The organism is Microcystis protocystis FBCC-A270, assembly GCF_050500235.1.
Lineage (GTDB): Bacteria > Cyanobacteriota > Cyanobacteriia > Cyanobacteriales > Microcystaceae > Microcystis > Microcystis ichthyoblabe_A.
This window is the reverse complement of sequence record NZ_CP191407.1, coordinates 72,451-87,865: the sequence shown is the minus strand read 5'-3', so window position 1 is coordinate 87,865 and position 15,415 is coordinate 72,451. Positions and strand designations below refer to the sequence as shown.

The 15,415-nt window shown below is 40.5% G+C and carries 10 protein-coding genes and 5 pseudogenes; 9 read left to right on the top strand and 6 right to left on the bottom strand.

What is annotated here, in order from left to right; translation table 11 throughout:
• Positions 1-114 precede the first annotated feature (114 nt).
• Complete coding sequence (glgA, locus tag ACQY1X_RS00370) at positions 115-1,593, bottom strand: glycogen synthase GlgA (protein WP_123230000.1); 1,479 nt, start codon at positions 1,591-1,593, stop codon at positions 115-117.
• A 192-nt stretch (positions 1,594-1,785) separates the two neighbouring features.
• Positions 1,786-3,210: a D-alanyl-D-alanine carboxypeptidase/D-alanyl-D-alanine endopeptidase gene (gene dacB / locus ACQY1X_RS00365; RefSeq protein WP_430013738.1), complete on the bottom strand. Its 1,425-nt coding sequence runs from the start codon at positions 3,208-3,210 to the stop codon at positions 1,786-1,788.
• A gap of 382 nt (positions 3,211-3,592) precedes the next feature.
• Here dacB and ACQY1X_RS00360 point away from each other — a divergent pair.
• A pseudogene (locus ACQY1X_RS00360) lies at positions 3,593-4,027 on the top strand (IS4/Tn5 family transposase DNA-binding protein); the annotation flags it as partial.
• A 23-nt stretch (positions 4,028-4,050) separates the two neighbouring features.
• Here ACQY1X_RS00360 and ACQY1X_RS00355 read toward each other — a convergent pair.
• Positions 4,051-5,265: pseudogene (locus tag ACQY1X_RS00355) on the bottom strand (ISL3 family transposase).
• 292 nt (positions 5,266-5,557) lie between these two features.
• Here ACQY1X_RS00355 and ACQY1X_RS00350 point away from each other — a divergent pair.
• A protein-coding gene (locus ACQY1X_RS00350) for an ISKra4-like element ISMae18 family transposase (protein ID WP_420064666.1) occupies positions 5,558-6,609 on the top strand; the annotation gives its coding sequence in 2 pieces (ribosomal slippage) (positions 5,558-5,714 and positions 5,714-6,609; 1,053 coding nt in all).
• A gap of 36 nt (positions 6,610-6,645) precedes the next feature.
• Positions 6,646-6,801: pseudogene (locus ACQY1X_RS00345) on the top strand (IS4 family transposase); the annotation flags it as partial.
• Between the two features lie 643 nt (positions 6,802-7,444).
• Here the strand turns inward: ACQY1X_RS00345 and ACQY1X_RS00340 are convergent.
• Positions 7,445-8,179: an SDR family oxidoreductase gene (locus ACQY1X_RS00340; protein ID WP_430013737.1), complete on the bottom strand. Its 735-nt coding sequence runs from the start codon at positions 8,177-8,179 to the stop codon at positions 7,445-7,447.
• A 157-nt stretch (positions 8,180-8,336) separates the two neighbouring features.
• A pseudogene (locus tag ACQY1X_RS00335) lies at positions 8,337-9,125 on the bottom strand (class I SAM-dependent methyltransferase).
• Between the two features lie 72 nt (positions 9,126-9,197).
• Between ACQY1X_RS00335 and ACQY1X_RS00330 the strand changes: the two are divergent.
• Both ACQY1X_RS00330 and ACQY1X_RS00325 read left to right on the top strand, forming a co-directional pair.
• Positions 9,198-9,389, top strand: a pseudogene (locus ACQY1X_RS00330) (MvdC/MvdD family ATP grasp protein); the annotation flags it as partial.
• Between the two features lie 230 nt (positions 9,390-9,619).
• Entirely contained in the window at positions 9,620-9,778 is a 159-nt protein-coding gene (locus tag ACQY1X_RS00325) for a microviridin/marinostatin family tricyclic proteinase inhibitor (RefSeq protein WP_002739260.1), read from the top strand.
• A 164-nt stretch (positions 9,779-9,942) separates the two neighbouring features.
• On the opposite strand, the gene ACQY1X_RS00320 is transcribed toward ACQY1X_RS00325, so the two are convergent.
• Positions 9,943-10,422: a hypothetical protein gene (locus ACQY1X_RS00320; protein WP_430013736.1), complete on the bottom strand. Its 480-nt coding sequence runs from the start codon at positions 10,420-10,422 to the stop codon at positions 9,943-9,945.
• 583 nt (positions 10,423-11,005) lie between these two features.
• Between ACQY1X_RS00320 and ACQY1X_RS00315 the strand changes: the two genes are divergently transcribed.
• The 4 genes from ACQY1X_RS00315 (at position 11,006) to ACQY1X_RS00300 (ending at position 15,400) form a co-directional block, all read left to right on the top strand.
• Positions 11,006-11,719: a sulfotransferase family 2 domain-containing protein gene (locus tag ACQY1X_RS00315; RefSeq protein WP_002738617.1), complete on the top strand. Its 714-nt coding sequence runs from the start codon at positions 11,006-11,008 to the stop codon at positions 11,717-11,719.
• 102 nt (positions 11,720-11,821) lie between these two features.
• Positions 11,822-13,588, top strand: a complete 1,767-nt coding sequence (locus tag ACQY1X_RS00310; RefSeq protein ID WP_002739173.1) for a thiamine pyrophosphate-binding protein — start codon at positions 11,822-11,824, stop codon at positions 13,586-13,588.
• A 38-nt stretch (positions 13,589-13,626) separates the two neighbouring features.
• Complete coding sequence (locus ACQY1X_RS00305) at positions 13,627-14,487, top strand: sulfotransferase domain-containing protein (RefSeq protein ID WP_016515118.1); 861 nt, start codon at positions 13,627-13,629, stop codon at positions 14,485-14,487.
• A 100-nt stretch (positions 14,488-14,587) separates the two neighbouring features.
• Positions 14,588-15,400, top strand: a complete 813-nt coding sequence (locus ACQY1X_RS00300) for a hypothetical protein (RefSeq protein WP_002738639.1) — start codon at positions 14,588-14,590, stop codon at positions 15,398-15,400.
• The last annotated feature ends 15 nt before the right edge of the window (positions 15,401-15,415 follow it).

The window sequence follows — 15,415 nt, the reverse complement described above, 5'->3', positions numbered from 1 at the left end:
TGTTGGTGGGGTTAAGAGTCGGTCAAAACTAAAGCAATTCCCCGGTAATTTCAACAAATCTATTCCTCGAATTTCTGTTGACAACTGCCAGGGAATTGCTAGAGACAAGACAGTTTATTTGTGGCGAATCATTTCATAGAGGGCAACGTATTCTTCCCCAGGGCGATTCCAAGAGTAATCGCATTCCATGCCTTGAATCGCTAATTTTTGGAATTCTTCCGGTTGAGTGTACCACAATTCTAATGCCCGGGACATGGCTGATTCTAGGGCATTATTATCGGGATCAAAAAAGACAAAACCATTGCGTTCTTCCGGTTTGTGATAGGTATCATAATCACGATCAAAAACCGTATTAACTAAACCACCAACTCCCCGGACAATGGGAACGGTTCCATATTTTAAGCTGATTACTTGTGTCAGTCCGCAGGGTTCAAAATTACTGGGAACCACAATCATATCGGCCCCCGCATAAATGAGGTGAGATAATTCCTCATTAAAGCCCAATTCAATATGGACATCAGGGTTATTATTTAGGTGATTTTTCTCATGCCAGAACCAGTTATTAATTAACGATTCGGTGGCGGAACCTAAGAGGACAAATTGCGCCCCGCGAGCTAAGGCATAATACATGGCATGGTGAACTAAATGTACGCCTTTTTGGTCATCTAAACGACCGACATAACAAATTAAGGGTTTTTCTGGTTCATCTCTTAACCAGAGTCTTTCTCGCAGTGCCTTCTTATTGCGTGCCTTCTCGGAGAAGTTATCAATACCGTAGGGTGCAGGAATAAATTTATCTACTTCTGGGTTCCAGATATTGTAATCTAAACCGTTGAGAATGCCAGTAAATTTGTGTTGATGCTGGTGAATTGTATGGCCTAAACCGTAACTAACATCGGTGTGGTGTGCTTCCCAAGCATGGTGGGGTGAGACGGTATTGAAATAGTTGGAAAAGACGATACCACCTTTCATAAAATTAATCACAAAAGGATTGAAGTTATCGCGCATTCGGGCATAGCTAAAGTAATAAGAATCGTTATTTAATCCTGTTGCCCAGAGAATTTCTGCACCACCAAATCCTTGATGTTTAAAGTTATGGATGGTGTAAAGAACGCGCTGATTGCCCATACCATGATATTTATAAATTTCAAAAAGTAAGGGCGGAATTAAACCCGTTTGCCAGTCGTGACAATGAATTATATCGGGACGTTTATTACTTCTGAGCAAAAATTCTAAAGCGGCTTTAGAGAAGAAGGCAAAACGCATATTATCGTCTTTACAACCGTAGTAAGTACCGCGATTAAAGAAATTATCCCCCGAATTGGGTTGAATAAAGAAACACAAGCGCCCGTGTACCCAACCACAAAAAACGTTACAGTGAATTGCGCCACCGTACCAAGGCACCCACAGGTCCCGATAAGCCTCGTGTAAGCCCCAAATTTGGTCGTAGCGCATACAATCATACATGGGTAGGATTAGCTCCACGCAATGACCGCGAATTTCTAATTCTCGACTCAATCCATATACCACATCCCCCAATCCCCCAGCTTTAATCACCGGGGCGCACTCGGAGGCAACCTGAACTATATACATATATCAATAACTCCCTCGATTAATCTACAGGTCAGCTAGAAGCAATTTTTACAAAAGTATACAGTCTTCTGTGATTAAATGGCTCGATCGAATTAGTTGCGGGTTGGGGTGTTGGGGAAGTTGGGGTGTTGGGGAGAACAAAGCTGCCTTTTGCCTTTTGCCTTTTGCCTTTTGCCTTTTGCCTCCTCAATATTAACAGCGTTTTAACTGTCCTAAGAGCAAAATCACCTCATCGATGCCGTTTCTGAGAGTATTGGCGGGTTTATCGCTGTTATTGACGGTTATGCTAAAGATTAGGGGTTGATTGTCGGCGGTTTCTAGATAACCGGCGAGAGCGATAACTCCGGTTAAAGTCCCGGTTTTTGCCTGTAATCGTCCTTCTAGGGGAGTCTGGCGAAATCTATTGGTTAAAGTGCCATCAATGCCGCCAATAGCTAAAGAACGACGATAATCAGGATTTTCTGCCATTAGTTGTAATATTTGACCTAAAGTATTGGGTTTAATCAGGTTTTGTCGTGATAGCCCCGAACCATCGCCGATTTTATAACTATCGCTGTTAATTCCCAGTTTTGTTAAAGTTTCTTGCAATCCCGAGACACCGCCGAGCATTTGTAGTAGGGTTTCGGCTAGTAAATTATCGCTATTTTTATTGACTTTTTCCACCAAATATGCTAGGGGTTCTGATTCTAAATTTGTGATTTCATCGCCGAGAATTTCTGAGCTAATTTCGGCGGTTTTAACGGTAATTCCCGTTTTTTCGAGGATATTACGCCAGCGATCGAGGAAATACTCCGAGGGTTGGGGAATAGCTAAATTAAAATCATCTTGACTATCAATAGCCAGAGAACCAGTGATAATCAGGCGATTATTGGCTAAATTGCCCTTAATTGCCAGATTATTCGGGCTTCCTTGCGCTGCCGTGCTGGTTTGATTCTCAATTAGCCATTGTTTAGCGGCAATGGGATCAGACCATTGTAAATCTAAGCTTTGCCCCAATTGTCGCGGTAAAAGCCTTAAATTGACGGAATTTTCGTTTAAAACCAAGCTAGAAGCACTAACTGCATAGTCAAAAAAGACATCTTCCCATTCCCAAGTTTTTTGACTATCGGAGACGACAAAAGGACTAGCAACGACAATTAAGCGATAAATTGAGTTAATTCCCCCTGCTTTTAACTTTTCTGCCAATTTTTCTAACTTTTCTGTGGTTATGGTGGCATCTCCCCTCCCGACTAAGGTTAAAGTTTCTAAATCGGGGGGGTTGCCTTGGGCTAAAATGGGGGTTTTCAGACGATAATCGCGGTTAAATTTGCTAAAAGCGGCGGCAGTGGTTAATAATTTCGCAGTAGAAGCGGGAGTAAAAAAGTTATTTTCGTGGAGACTATAGAGATTTTCCTGAGAATTAAGGGATTTTACTAAAATTCCCCAGTAAGCGCCTTGATAATCGGGGCGGGACAAAATGCGATCGATCTCGGTGGCTAAGTCTGCTGGACAGATAAACTGGGAAGGGGGGGAATTGTCTTGACTGATGGGGGTTGCGAGGGTGACGGGATGGTTTACCCAGAGAAATAGGGAACAGGTCCCCAAGAGAAAAGATAATTTCGAGCAGCGTGTTAGCATAGAATTAAATCTTGGCAGTAGGTAGGCGTTAAAAATTATCAGATGCCCCCCTTATTAAGGGGGGACTAAGGGGGGATCGGCACCCCCCTTATCAAGGGGGTCAGGGGGGATCGGCACCCCCCTTATTAAGCTATCCATTAGTCAGATCTTTCTTAACAAAAAGAGAAGAAACTTAAAAAAAGGGGAAACGATTGATAGGTATAGTTTTGAAAGAAGGAATGGCTCTTCTCGACTTTGTGTGATAATTTTTGCTTATGGAATCGTGAAATGTTGACGGAGAAAGACTTTTACGACTATTTTGCCGAAGAAACTATCAGTATAGGCTTCGTTTCCACACAGAAACCAGAAGAGCCAAGGAATTAAGGTGGAGGTAAGCAAAAAAATGGAGAAATGGGCAGCCCAAGAATTACAGTATGCAGACCTAGGGGACATCAGAAGAAAGAAAAGGTTAATCAGTATCGTAGAAAACTTGGCCAGCCAACCTAGTACAAGTGTGCCACAAGCTTCGGGAAATCTAGCCGCAGCGAGTGCCACCTACGACTTTTGGAATTCCCCCTATTTTCACCCCTCAGATATAATTGCCGCCCAAGCCAAAAGTACAGTAGAAAGAATCAAAGAACATCCAATAGTTTTGGCAGTGCAAGACACAACAAGTTTAGACTTTACGACGCAAAAAGCCAAAAAAGGAATGGGTTATCTAGATTATAAAAAATCCTTTGGTCTCAAAGTTCATACCACCTTAGGAGTGTCACCGCAAGGAATACCTTTAGGACTGATTAATCAATATGTCTGGGTAAGAGAAGAAAAGAATTTAGGCTCTTCGTTACCCTTTATGCTAAATCAACAGACAAGATGCCAAGACAACATACTTCTAACCCAAAAATTCCGAAAGTTTCTAAAGCCATAGCCTCTCCGTTTTATTAGTTTAAGTTTATTGTTGATTCCCTCGACCACCCCATTAGTTGTCCTTCGCTCGAAATAACTAATGATTTCTCCAAACCAGTTTCGGATTGTTTGACAACTCTTGGTAAAAACACTGGAGGATTTTGCCAACCAGTCCGAGATGGATAGCAGTCCTTCTGTCGGATTCTCTGAGGTTTCATAAATCTTTCTAAATTCTTCCTTTAACTCGTGCATCTTTTTCAAATTTGGGAAATTTTCTTTGATAGCTTCTAGTTTGATTTTTTGGGTTTCCGTTAAATCTTTTTCATTTTTTAACAAGCTATATTTACTTCGCTTTAAAACTTCTAGCTTCGCTTCTTTTTCCGCTTTCTGTTTTTTATTTCTCTGCGCTTCTACGGCTCTTTTTTCTGCTTTTCTTTGTTCGTCTAACTCTTGATTAATTTGTTTCATTACATGGAATCTATCGGCGACTACCTCGGCCGATGGCATCAATTCTTTCACCAAATTTTTATAGGGCAACCAAAGGTCTATGCTGACTTCTTCAATTTGCTCTAACACCTCTTTTCCCCACCCCGTAAGCGTTTCCCTCAATTCTTCTTGTGTTCGCTTCTCTAGAATAGCTATTAGTTTTCCCGTATCTAAATTTACTAAAACCGCACAGTAATTTTTTTGTCCTTTGACTAGAGCGATTTCATCAATTCCTAGTCTTTTTAATTTCGATAGGTCTGTCTCTGTAATTTCTTCAGCTATGTCCTCTATCATTCTTTGAATCTCTTCTTCCGTTACGTCATTTCTTCGGCTAACATTTAAAATATCTCCTTCTTTTAATTGTTCGAGTATATTCTCGGCTAGTCTTTTCGTATAGGTTCGTTTCTTGGCGACAAAATCTAACTCTTCGCTAAAGGGTTTCTGACAATTACCGCACTTAAATTGACGACGATTAACTTGTAGGTACACTGGTTGACCTGAGAGCGGTAAATCTTTGACTAAATGTCGATGATTTTGGTGAAGTTTATCGCTCTCTAACCCACAACGAGGACAGGCTGCTTTTTGATTTTTCGATTCGACTGGTCAAACTATACCGATATTTTCTAGGTGTCGATAGCCTTGAATACAGGTTCCTTGTAGGTTCAAAAATTTGTCAAGTATCATAAGTAAAATAATCTCGTTTTTGGCTATTATATCAAATCTTAACTCAATTGTCTATCTTTTGGCATTAACCTGTTTGTGCCTTAAGTCCTTCCCTGTATGGATTTCAGCTACTTTTGAGCTTAGGTACTCTCATCGAATTTTATTTTAAGTTAATTATTTGCATAACAATTCCCGAAGAGCCAGTTAAACTTCAAGTTTTCATTCAGGACGAATGTACTGATTAACTATTTTCTTGGGGAAAATTAGTTAACTCATCATTATAACATATAATTAATTTGCAAGAGTTCTAATCATGAATACAGACCAAAAAGAACAACTAGATCAACATTTAAAAGCCATTGCTCAAATTCTAGTCGATAATACCCCAGAAGAACAACTACGTAGCTTTGAGGGCATTGAAACCGCCCTGCGAGACCATTGGCTGACTACATTGGGTCCTGCCATAGGCAATTTTTTTTTGAATCAGCAACAGGAACCCAAGCAGGGCGAACCAAAAGCGTAAGCAGTATCATAGGGAAAGTCAAGATAAGCGAGAAACAAGCCGATAAACTAGGATTAAGCAAGAATAATCGATTAAGTCCCATGCTGGAGAAATGTTGCTTAGGAGCAGTGGCTAAAGTCTCTTTTGAAGATGCGGAAAAAGATATCAAAATGGCGACAGGAATGGCAGTTTCAGGCAGTAGTCAACAGAGGCTTGTACAAAGATATAAATTTGAGGAAGCAGAAGCAAAGAGTCCGGTAGAAGCATTGAGTGTAGAGGTCGGAAAAGTCAGAATCAGAACGCCCAAAGGACAACCGAGTCAAGGTCGAGATTACAAAGCAGTAAGTCTGCATGGTCAAGAATGTGCGGGATTTTTTCAGCAAAATGAAGAATTACTGGAATGGGTGAACCGTCAGCCCTTAACAGAGGTAGTCACCTGTTTAGGAGATGGTCATGATGGGGTGTGGAATCTGATGGAGAAAATCGGTGTTAAAAGGAGAGAAATATTGGATTGGTATCATTTAGTAGAGAATATGAATAAAATAGGCGGGTCAAACCAGCGTCTGAATAGAATCAAAGAGAATTTATGGAAAGGAGAGGTGAAAAGAGTTTTAGAGGAATTAGAGGGATGCAAAAAGAAACAGGCTATAAATTTCACCAAATATGTCGATAAACATCGAGAAAGAATACCCAATTACGAACTCTATCAATCACAAGGGATTTGCATCGGTTCTGGAAGTGTAGAGTCAAAGATTAAGCAAATAGGTGCAAGAATGAAAATTGTGGGAGCACAATGGAAAGCAGAGAATGTTCCTCAGTATTTGAAGCTACGTTGTGCTTATCTCAACGGCGATATTGCCTGAGTATTTTTACTCATTGCAAAACTGGGATGCTCCCGAGTCAGAATGATTGCTTCTCTTGGGTGGTTTTTAGGTAGAAAAGGTGACGGTGAACCAGGTGTTAAAACTATTTGGTTGGGACTGCGAAGGTTACATGATATCAGCCAGACTTGGAAACTATCTCATCAAATTAGTCCCCCCATAGAACCCCCTTGAGCCATCTTGCACACTTTTCTCTTTTTGTCAAATTTTATGTTAAGAAAGATGTGACTAATGGATAGCTTGATAAGGGGGGTGTCTGACAACTTTTAACACCTACCTACTTAATTATTTTAAGGTGGTGATTCGGTAGTAGTGAAAAAATTAAAAATTATCTCTCTAATATACCGTTTCTCTCTCTATCACTATGAATACGGTCTTATCCATTAGTCACATCTTTCTTAACATTTTAACCCTTTGTAGCACAGGGCTTTCAAGACTCGGTTAACAATCTATAATATTCCTTGTTGACACCCTTACTGACAAAGAAAAAACTGAAATCAAGTCAGGATAAGGGTTAGAATGCTTACTGACAAAATTGTTAAGAAATATCCCTATAAGGGATAGGGTACTTATTAATTTTCCTGCATTTTTCTGCTCACTTTGTTATTTTCGCTCTTCTGCTCGGCTCTTCTCGACTTTGTGTGATAATTTTTGCTTATGGAATCGTGAAATGCTTATCGGGTAACACTTTTAGGACTATTTTGTCGAAGAAACTATCAGTATAGACCTCGTTTCCACACAGAAACCAGAAGAGCCTCTGCTCTGACACCAGATTTTTTGTTCTCGAGGATTTGTCGGTCTTTTTTCACCATTTCTTTTAAAGAGTAACTCCACCGTCCACAGGTAAAACCACACCTGTCATATAGGGGTTGATAATCAAACTCAATACTGCTAGGGCGACTTCTTCGGGTTGCCCTAAATGTTCGACAGGTAGGGCAGAAACCGCCCATTTGCTCAAGTCCGAGCGTTCTGAATCACCTTGACTGCTCCAGATACTTGTATCTTCTATTAATCCGGGGGCAACAACGTTAACGCGAATAGGAGCGATTTCTAGGGCGAGGGCGCGTCCAAATACGGCTACAGCACTATTAGCGGCGGCTATGACGGAAATTCCGCCCATTTTGGAATATTTGAATATAGTGACGCTGGATGTCAGGGTAATAGAACCGTCCTTGGCCAAAGTTTTCAGGGAGCCACGCACGGCTAAAAAGGTTGCCCAGAATTTCTCCATACCTCCCCGGGCCGTTTCTGTGGTCATTTCAGTTAATAAGGCTCGCGGCATATTTCTGTCTCCCAGAGAGGTGACTACTAAATGGTCAAAGTTGCCAATTTCTGCAAAAAAGGTATTAACAGAATCTTCTTGTAAAAAATTAACAGTTTTGGCTTCAATCTCCCCGGAAATTAGCGCAACGGCGGCAGCTAATTTCTCTTGAGAAGCATGGGAAAGCACCACTTTTGCCACTAGGGAGAGCAATTTTTGAGCAATCGCTAGGTCAATCCCGGAGCTTGCGCCAATAATAACGACTTTTTTACCCGATAAGGAATCAAACATTTTTTTGTCTCCAAAAATTCAAGAAAAACTGACAACTAAATCGAAGATAGATGTTGGGTTCGATCTCCCCTTAATCCCCCCTTGGTAAGGGGGATGCCGATCCCCCCTGCTACCTTAATAAAGGGGTGTCTGACAATTTTTAACATCTACCTACTTATTACAGCATATTGACTGGTTTTTGAGCAGCAACTAACCAATAAGTTATGACCGAGGAACTTAGCAAATTATCCAGAGGCTTAATGTTTAAATTATAGATCTCTTCGTCTAATTTTCCTGATTGCAATTCCTCTGTTAACCAAGACTTAAGATGGCGAAAATGTCTGAACCAGCACTCCTCCGTCACCTCGACAAATTGAACATCTTTAAACCCTGCCTGTTGATAAAGATTTTGATACTCTGCCCTATCTTTGACCGTGTTTGCTTGGGGAACTGTCCAATCCCCTAAAAGTTCCGTTGTGGCAAAACTCAGATCTGAGAGAATTAAGGTTCCCCCCGGCTTTAATACTCGCCAAGCTTCTCGGAGGAATTGCTGTCTAGTATTAAAATAAAAAGCCGCTTCTACACAAATAATTTGCTCAAAAGAATGATCGGCAAAATCCATCTCTACCGCGTCCATTAACAGAAATTTACCCTCGGGAAAATTCAAGAGACTTCTGGCAATTTGTGTCGGAGAAATGTTAATCCCCACAATTGCTGTCAATGGATAATATTTGAGAAAATAATGGGTAGTTGCTCCTAAACCTCAGCCAACGTCAAGAATTGTTCCCTGTTTGTTGGGAATAAATTCTAAAAGTTTCTCCATCAGAGTAGAGGATGCTTCCTGTTGATCTTGGGTATGGGAGAGCCAATAACCGACATTAAAAAACTCTCTTTCACCATAAAACTCTCGAATCGAAGGACTACAAATTAAATCATCGAATCTACTAATCCATTCATTTTTATCCATTTTTAAACTCACTTAACTCTTTCGGCAAAAAACCACATTGGTCTAACACGATTGGGCTTAGTAGAGCGGGAAGTGGGTTATAGCAAGGCTTACCCAACTGCTGTTAAGGTGCTAGATATTGACCGCGTGGCTGAGGCGATAGAAAAAAAAGGAGCCGCACCTTTTACCTTAGATACCGATAAATTTCCCTGAGAGGTTCAACTAACAGCCCAATTTAATGGTAAAAAAAGTTTTTATCAATTAACCTATAACCATCAATCTATATTATCATGTCTGGTCAGGGACAGAAGTTATCGCTTTTGAATTAGGAATGGGGAGCGGAGAACAGGGAAGGAAACAGGCGTACCTGATGACTCTGAATACCGCTATAAGTGTCACCGATGGGAGTGCGGGTAAGGTGAGGATTTGACTTGAGTAAGACGGCAATATATGTTACTATCACAGGGTAATCGCAGCTATATTGAAAAAGCTGCTACTCAAAACTAGGAACGACCATGAATTATCCCAATAGCGAACAAAGTAAAGCAATCCCCTTCTTTGCTCGTTTTTTATCTGTAGACCAAGACGAGGCTCCGACTCCTGATTCCCCCCCCGATTCTGAACCCGCTCCCGTTTGGACTTGGAAATGGCCTTCTGACTGGGAAGATAGTTAATTAATTTAAAGATTGCTTTCAGTAATTCACACAGAAAACAACCGCCGCCATAAGTCAAGCAGGAGTAAGATTTATGGCGGTTTTTTGTTGTATTTAGGGTTTGCTGAAAAAGTCAATTTGCCGGTGAGGGCAGCGGGGGGAGAAAGTGCTTAGTCAAGTCACAACTACTCTTCAGCAATTTCGACTTCTTTGGGAGCAATGGGTTCTTCGGCAGTAATTTCTACTTCAATAGCCTTTTTCAGGTTAAGTTTTAGAACTTGAGAAATTGGTAAACCTTCCACCTCATTGATGAGATATTCTTGAGTTTCTGTTTCACGACGTTTGAGATAGACCGTTTTAAGCAGTGCCTCAATGCCATAACCCGTCACAATGTCGCCAATAATGGTAGAGAGGCCTAAGACCCCAAGTCCACCAATTAGTCCCAGCGGACCGCCTAACCCAAAAAGTGCGTAAATCATCGGATAGGCAGTACCACCGGATGCGGCAAAAGCAATAATGAAAATAATGCCGGGGAGTCCCAGAGAAGCAAGTTTTTGAACAACTTCATCCAGAGAAATTCCCCAGGAGACAAGTTTTTTGTTGATTTCTGTGGGATTAATTCCGAGAAAATCATTGGGAATGGCCGTTTCAGTAGTTTCCGTCATTGATGAGACTCCTAAAATCACTAAGTTGGATTGGTTGGTGGGGATTTCAGTCATATAAAATCCATGGTAAGGCAAAAGAATACAAATCGGCTGTCTAGCAATCAGATGCCTGGCAGCATTCTACATCAGTCTTACTGTTCACAGAACTTGTAGAAAATCCTCAGTTCTTAGGGAAATAGCCATTTCTGTGCATTTTCGGGTTAACCCCTAGTAGTCTGTCAAGTTTGAATTGAGGGATAGAGTTTTGGCTCTACCGAATCTGTCATGCAAAACTATTAACAACTCATGCTTGTAAAGCTTGTACAGCAAGGCTTTGAGTTTTTGTTAGATTGATATTTATCAACTTTAGAGCATTGCTGGACAGAGAGGGAGCTTGGGGAATTTTCTACAGTGTAAGTTCGGAAGAACCAGAGTTTTTTTAATTTAATACGAGCATCAGCAGTAGTAGAGCATCTCCCAGAGGGCAGCCAGAATGGACAAGCTGATATTTTAGATACTGTCTCTTTTGTCAAGTTCAATTTATACTAAAATTGACACGCCTACCGATCTCGGGCAGAGCTATTGTTATCACACCGCCAGATCAATGTTAATATCCTACAGTCATCAGTTCATTTTTTTTCATGTCACGAAAGCTGCGGGGACAAGCGTTAAAGCAGTCTTAGAACCTTATGCACAACAACCTGAAAAATTCAAAATTAATCGCCCTCCCAGAATGTTAGGAGAGCAAATCAATCCCCTGTATGAAATGTGGGAATCCTCTCTTTGGCACGCTAAAGCCAGAGATATGCAAAAAGAACTGTCAGAGGAAGTATATAATAATTTTTATAAATTTTCTTTTGTCAGAAATCCTTGGGATTGGCAGGTATCCTATTATCATTTTATTCTTAAGGAGAAAGATCATGTCAGACATGAATTGGTTAAATCTCTGGACGGTTTTGAAGAATACTTGGAATGGGTTATTAGTACCAAAAATCCCTTTCCCAAAGGAGCAACTAAACTACAAAAAGACCTTATTACTGACTTAGAAGGCAAAATAATAGTTGACTTTGTTGGTAGATATGAAACTTTAGAAGCTGATTTTGATCTGGTCTGTCAAAGGCTAAATATTAAAGCTTCTCTGCCCTGTTTAAACAAGTCAAAACATCGTGATTATCGAGAATATTACAACAACAGAACCAGAAAATTAGTAGAAAAACACTTTCAGGATGACATCGCCCTATTTGGCTACACATTTGATAGTTATCAATCCCAAATTGCATCGGAAAAATTTTTCCTCACAGCTGCCGGGGGTTATTGAGAGTTTACAAAAATTTAGCTAAACCAATTTTCTGCCCAGGGGTTTAAAAGCAGCGTCTATGTGAGATATTCTAACAATAGTCCATTGACAAGACAAAATCTAATGATTTCACAAGCCTCTTCTCCCATTACCTTGACAGAGCCAGAACAAATCCAGCCAAGAAATATGAGTGACCTAATTGTCGATTATTTAGAGCAATTAGGGGTAGAATACGTTTTTGGCATCCCGGGAGGACATAATAGTGCCTTCTACGAAGCCTTAGCACGCAGCGAAAGACGCGGGGGGGTTCGTGCCGTTTTGACTTGTCACGAAACCGGCGCCGCTTTTATGGCTGATGGTTATGCTCGTGAAACCGGAAAAATCGGGGTTTGCTGCGGCACAACTGGACCCGGTAGCACCAATTTCATTACAGGATTAGCCTCAGCTTATGCTGAAGGGATACCTCTACTTGTTATCACCGCACAAACTGCCCTACCTCATTTTAGCTGGAGTGCCTTTCAAGAATCATCGCCTGATACCATTGATACAGTGGCCATGTTTAAGCACTGTACCCGTTATAATACCCTCGTCACCCACCCTAATCAATTAGAAAGAAAATTGGCAGCGGCATTAACAACAGTTTTACATTCACCTTTTGGACCGGCTCATCTTAGTATTCCTGTGAATATTTTCCGGGTTGAGTCTCCCTCATCCCTTGCTTATCCCCAGGTAACGACTCAAGCTGCTGCATTAGTTGATTTAAAAGCCTTAGATGAGCTTGATAGTACCATAAACAATATCTTAGACCAAGGTCAAACCATCGCCATCTGGGTTGGTCAAGATTGTAGGGAAGCCACCCCAGAAATTATGGCATTAGCCGAATTAATTAACGCTTCTATTGTCACAACTCAAGGTGGTAAAACCTGTGTTAATCCTTATCATCCTTTAGTAAAAGGTGTCTTTGGTTTCGCTGGACATCAAACGGCTCGTCAAGCTTTAACCGATGATTCTGTTGCTTTAATTTTAGCGGCTGGGATGAACTTAGGGCAATGGGAAACCTCGGCTTGGGATCAGGCATTGTTAACTAAAAAAATAGTTCATATTCATCACGCAAGGGACTATTTTAAAAGTTCTCCGATGGCCAGTTTACACATTCAAGGTACAATCAAAACCACCTTGGCAGAATTACTAAAAAGATTGCAGAAAACTCGGCAAAGGGGACAATTAAAACCGGAGTTATCAGCGAGCTTATCCCCTGAAATTTCCCCGCCTTATCAACCCGCTCAAATTACCGTTAAACAACCGGATAGCTATCGACTTTCAGAGGATAATTCCCCCGTTAAACCCCAGCAATTAATCGGTGAACTCCTACAACATTTGCCTCCAGAAACCCGCTATTTAGTGGATGTAGGTAATTGGTTAGCTTGGACAATTCACTATTTCTTCCCACCCCGTCCGGAAAATTTCCGTTTAGCTGTGGCCACTGCCCCCATGGGTTGGGGAATTGGCAGTGCGATTGGAACAGCTATGGGGGCAAAAAATACCCCGGTTGTTTGTCTGACGGGTGATGGATGTTTCCTAATGCACGGCAACGAACTTGCTGTTGCTGTTGCTGAAAAATTACCGATTATTTTTATCATTCTTAATGATCAATCTTTTGGTATGGTTAAACACCGACATCTTCAAACGGGAGTAGAACCCCTAGAGTTTGCTTTACCGTCAGTAGATTTTAGTCAAATTGCTCGAGGAATGGGAGCGAATGGTTATATTATTCGTAATAGTCAAGACTTGCAGGGATTAGATTATGAGGCAATTTATCGGGATGGCAAACCTACCGTCTTAGATGTGCGAATTGATTCGGAATATGTTCCCCCCATAGGAATGTTTTAAAGCCACGAACAATGATCAATACCTTTAACTCAAAAGCGATGTCCTATACCGAGTTACCCGCCAAGCGATTACTAATTAATTCTTTGCCTAAAAGTGGCACTCATTTGTTGGCTAAGTCCGTTGAAATTCTGGGCTATAGAGAGCATTTTGAGGATCAAGAAATTCAAGAAGTGCCTCTATTTTTTAACTATCGAGAAGTTAAAAAAAGAATCGAGCATCAAACTCAATTTAGCCAACAACAGATTAGCATAGGGGCCTTAACCCCCTACTATGTAGATTTGGCGATTGTTCGACATTGGTTAACTCTGATTGCCCAAAAGCAATACATTTTAGGTCATATTCCTTGGACACCTCTGTTAACCCCAATTCTTCAGGAATTGAATTATCAGCATATCTTCATTATTCGTGATCCTCGTGCTGTTATAGCTTCCTCAATTCCCTTTGTTTTAGATACGGGAAAAATGCCAGCAAGACACTTTCTAGAAGAGGATTTTAAGTCCATGTCTCCTAGCCAAAGATTAGATTTTATTTTAGTGGGAGGCTATGGGGCAAAAGCGGGAGTAGAAATCAGAAATTTTGCTGAAGTGTTCCGTTCTATGTTAGCTTGGTCTCAAGAGCAAAATTGTTTATTTATCCGTTTTGAGGATCTGGTGGGAGAACAGGGAGGTGGCAAGTCGGAAAAACAAAGGGAGACGATGGAAAAAATTTGCCACCATTTGGATATTCCTTTTAGTGAAACTATTGCTTCTCAGTTGGGGGAGATTTATAACCCTTCTGCTAGAACATTTAGAATGGGTAAAATAGACGGATGGAAAGACTCAATAGAGCCGGCAGATATCGAAAAATTAAACACCTATTGTCAACCATTATGTCAAGAGGCGGGTTATGAAATGTCTTGAGTTATACCTAGGATTAGTCTGATAAATTCCCAGTTTATTGGTGATTATTTTCCTAGATATGGTACGATCCTTCCACGACTTAAAATAAGGAAACACAAAAATGGACTTACAAGCAAATCTTGAGAGATTTAAAAGCAAACACCCCATCAGTCGCAATCATTATATTTCCTATCGTAGTATATACAAAGCTACTCCCATTCTCAAATTCATATTCAAGCATTATTGCCCGATTTATCATATTTCACTAGATGAGTTTTTTGAATATTATCCCCTTTTAGCATTTATTGAATACCTTGTCTATGAAACTGATGCAGAGATCGAAAGCAATCAAAAGGATAGCAACCCATCAAGTCAGTCTTCTCTGTGGGATTCTAAAAAAATCATCATTCGATCTCTTTTAAAAGAATTTGATTTAGAAGATCCTACAATCTTAAAGCACATAGAGAATTTGGGTCAGTATTTTGAATTAGAAAGTCAGCTAGTCACCTCTGAAAAAATCACATTAGAAGATGTAATTCGTGCTTCTGAATTGCGGTCTTCTGACGAGTTAATTCTCCACTGTACCTTGATTGCTATGTCAGGTAAACCTTATAGAGATGAAATTTTTGAGATTATGTCACCTATACATATTCTGCTAGAATTTCATGATGATTTTCGTTCCTATCAAGAGGATAGGGCAGCCGGTAATTATAATACCTACTGGATGTTTCAGAAATTGTATGGAGAGGAAGCACACCATTATTTAAAAGCAGAAATAGACCGTTACAGTAAGCTATTTGAAGCAACTCTTGAACAATTATCTGAACAAGAACAAGAAGTTTATTCAGCAAAATGGTCTCGTTTATGGCAAAATGTATTTCCCTATTTCTCTAGTGCTGAACTTCTTCGTCAAGCTGTTTTAGAAGGGGTTTAAACCTGATTATTTGAC

What these genes read in the sequence shown, in the direction of transcription:
- dacB (WP_430013738.1), bottom strand. Translation starts at nt 3,210, where the DNA reads ATGCTAACACGCTGCTCGAAATTATCTTTTCTCTTGGGGACCTGTTCC.
- ACQY1X_RS00315 (WP_002738617.1), top strand. Translation starts at nt 11,006, where the DNA reads ATGTTAATATCCTACAGTCATCAGTTCATTTTTTTTCATGTCACGAAA.
- ACQY1X_RS00310 (WP_002739173.1), top strand. Translation starts at nt 11,822, where the DNA reads ATGATTTCACAAGCCTCTTCTCCCATTACCTTGACAGAGCCAGAACAA.
- ACQY1X_RS00320 (WP_430013736.1), bottom strand. Translation starts at nt 10,422, where the DNA reads ATGACGGAAACTACTGAAACGGCCATTCCCAATGATTTTCTCGGAATT.
- glgA (WP_123230000.1), bottom strand. Translation starts at nt 1,593, where the DNA reads ATGTATATAGTTCAGGTTGCCTCCGAGTGCGCCCCGGTGATTAAAGCT.
- ACQY1X_RS00305 (WP_016515118.1), top strand. Translation starts at nt 13,627, where the DNA reads ATGTCCTATACCGAGTTACCCGCCAAGCGATTACTAATTAATTCTTTG.
- ACQY1X_RS00325 (WP_002739260.1), top strand. Translation starts at nt 9,620, where the DNA reads ATGAATTATCCCAATAGCGAACAAAGTAAAGCAATCCCCTTCTTTGCT.
- ACQY1X_RS00340 (WP_430013737.1), bottom strand. Translation starts at nt 8,179, where the DNA reads ATGTTTGATTCCTTATCGGGTAAAAAAGTCGTTATTATTGGCGCAAGC.
- ACQY1X_RS00300 (WP_002738639.1), top strand. Translation starts at nt 14,588, where the DNA reads ATGGACTTACAAGCAAATCTTGAGAGATTTAAAAGCAAACACCCCATC.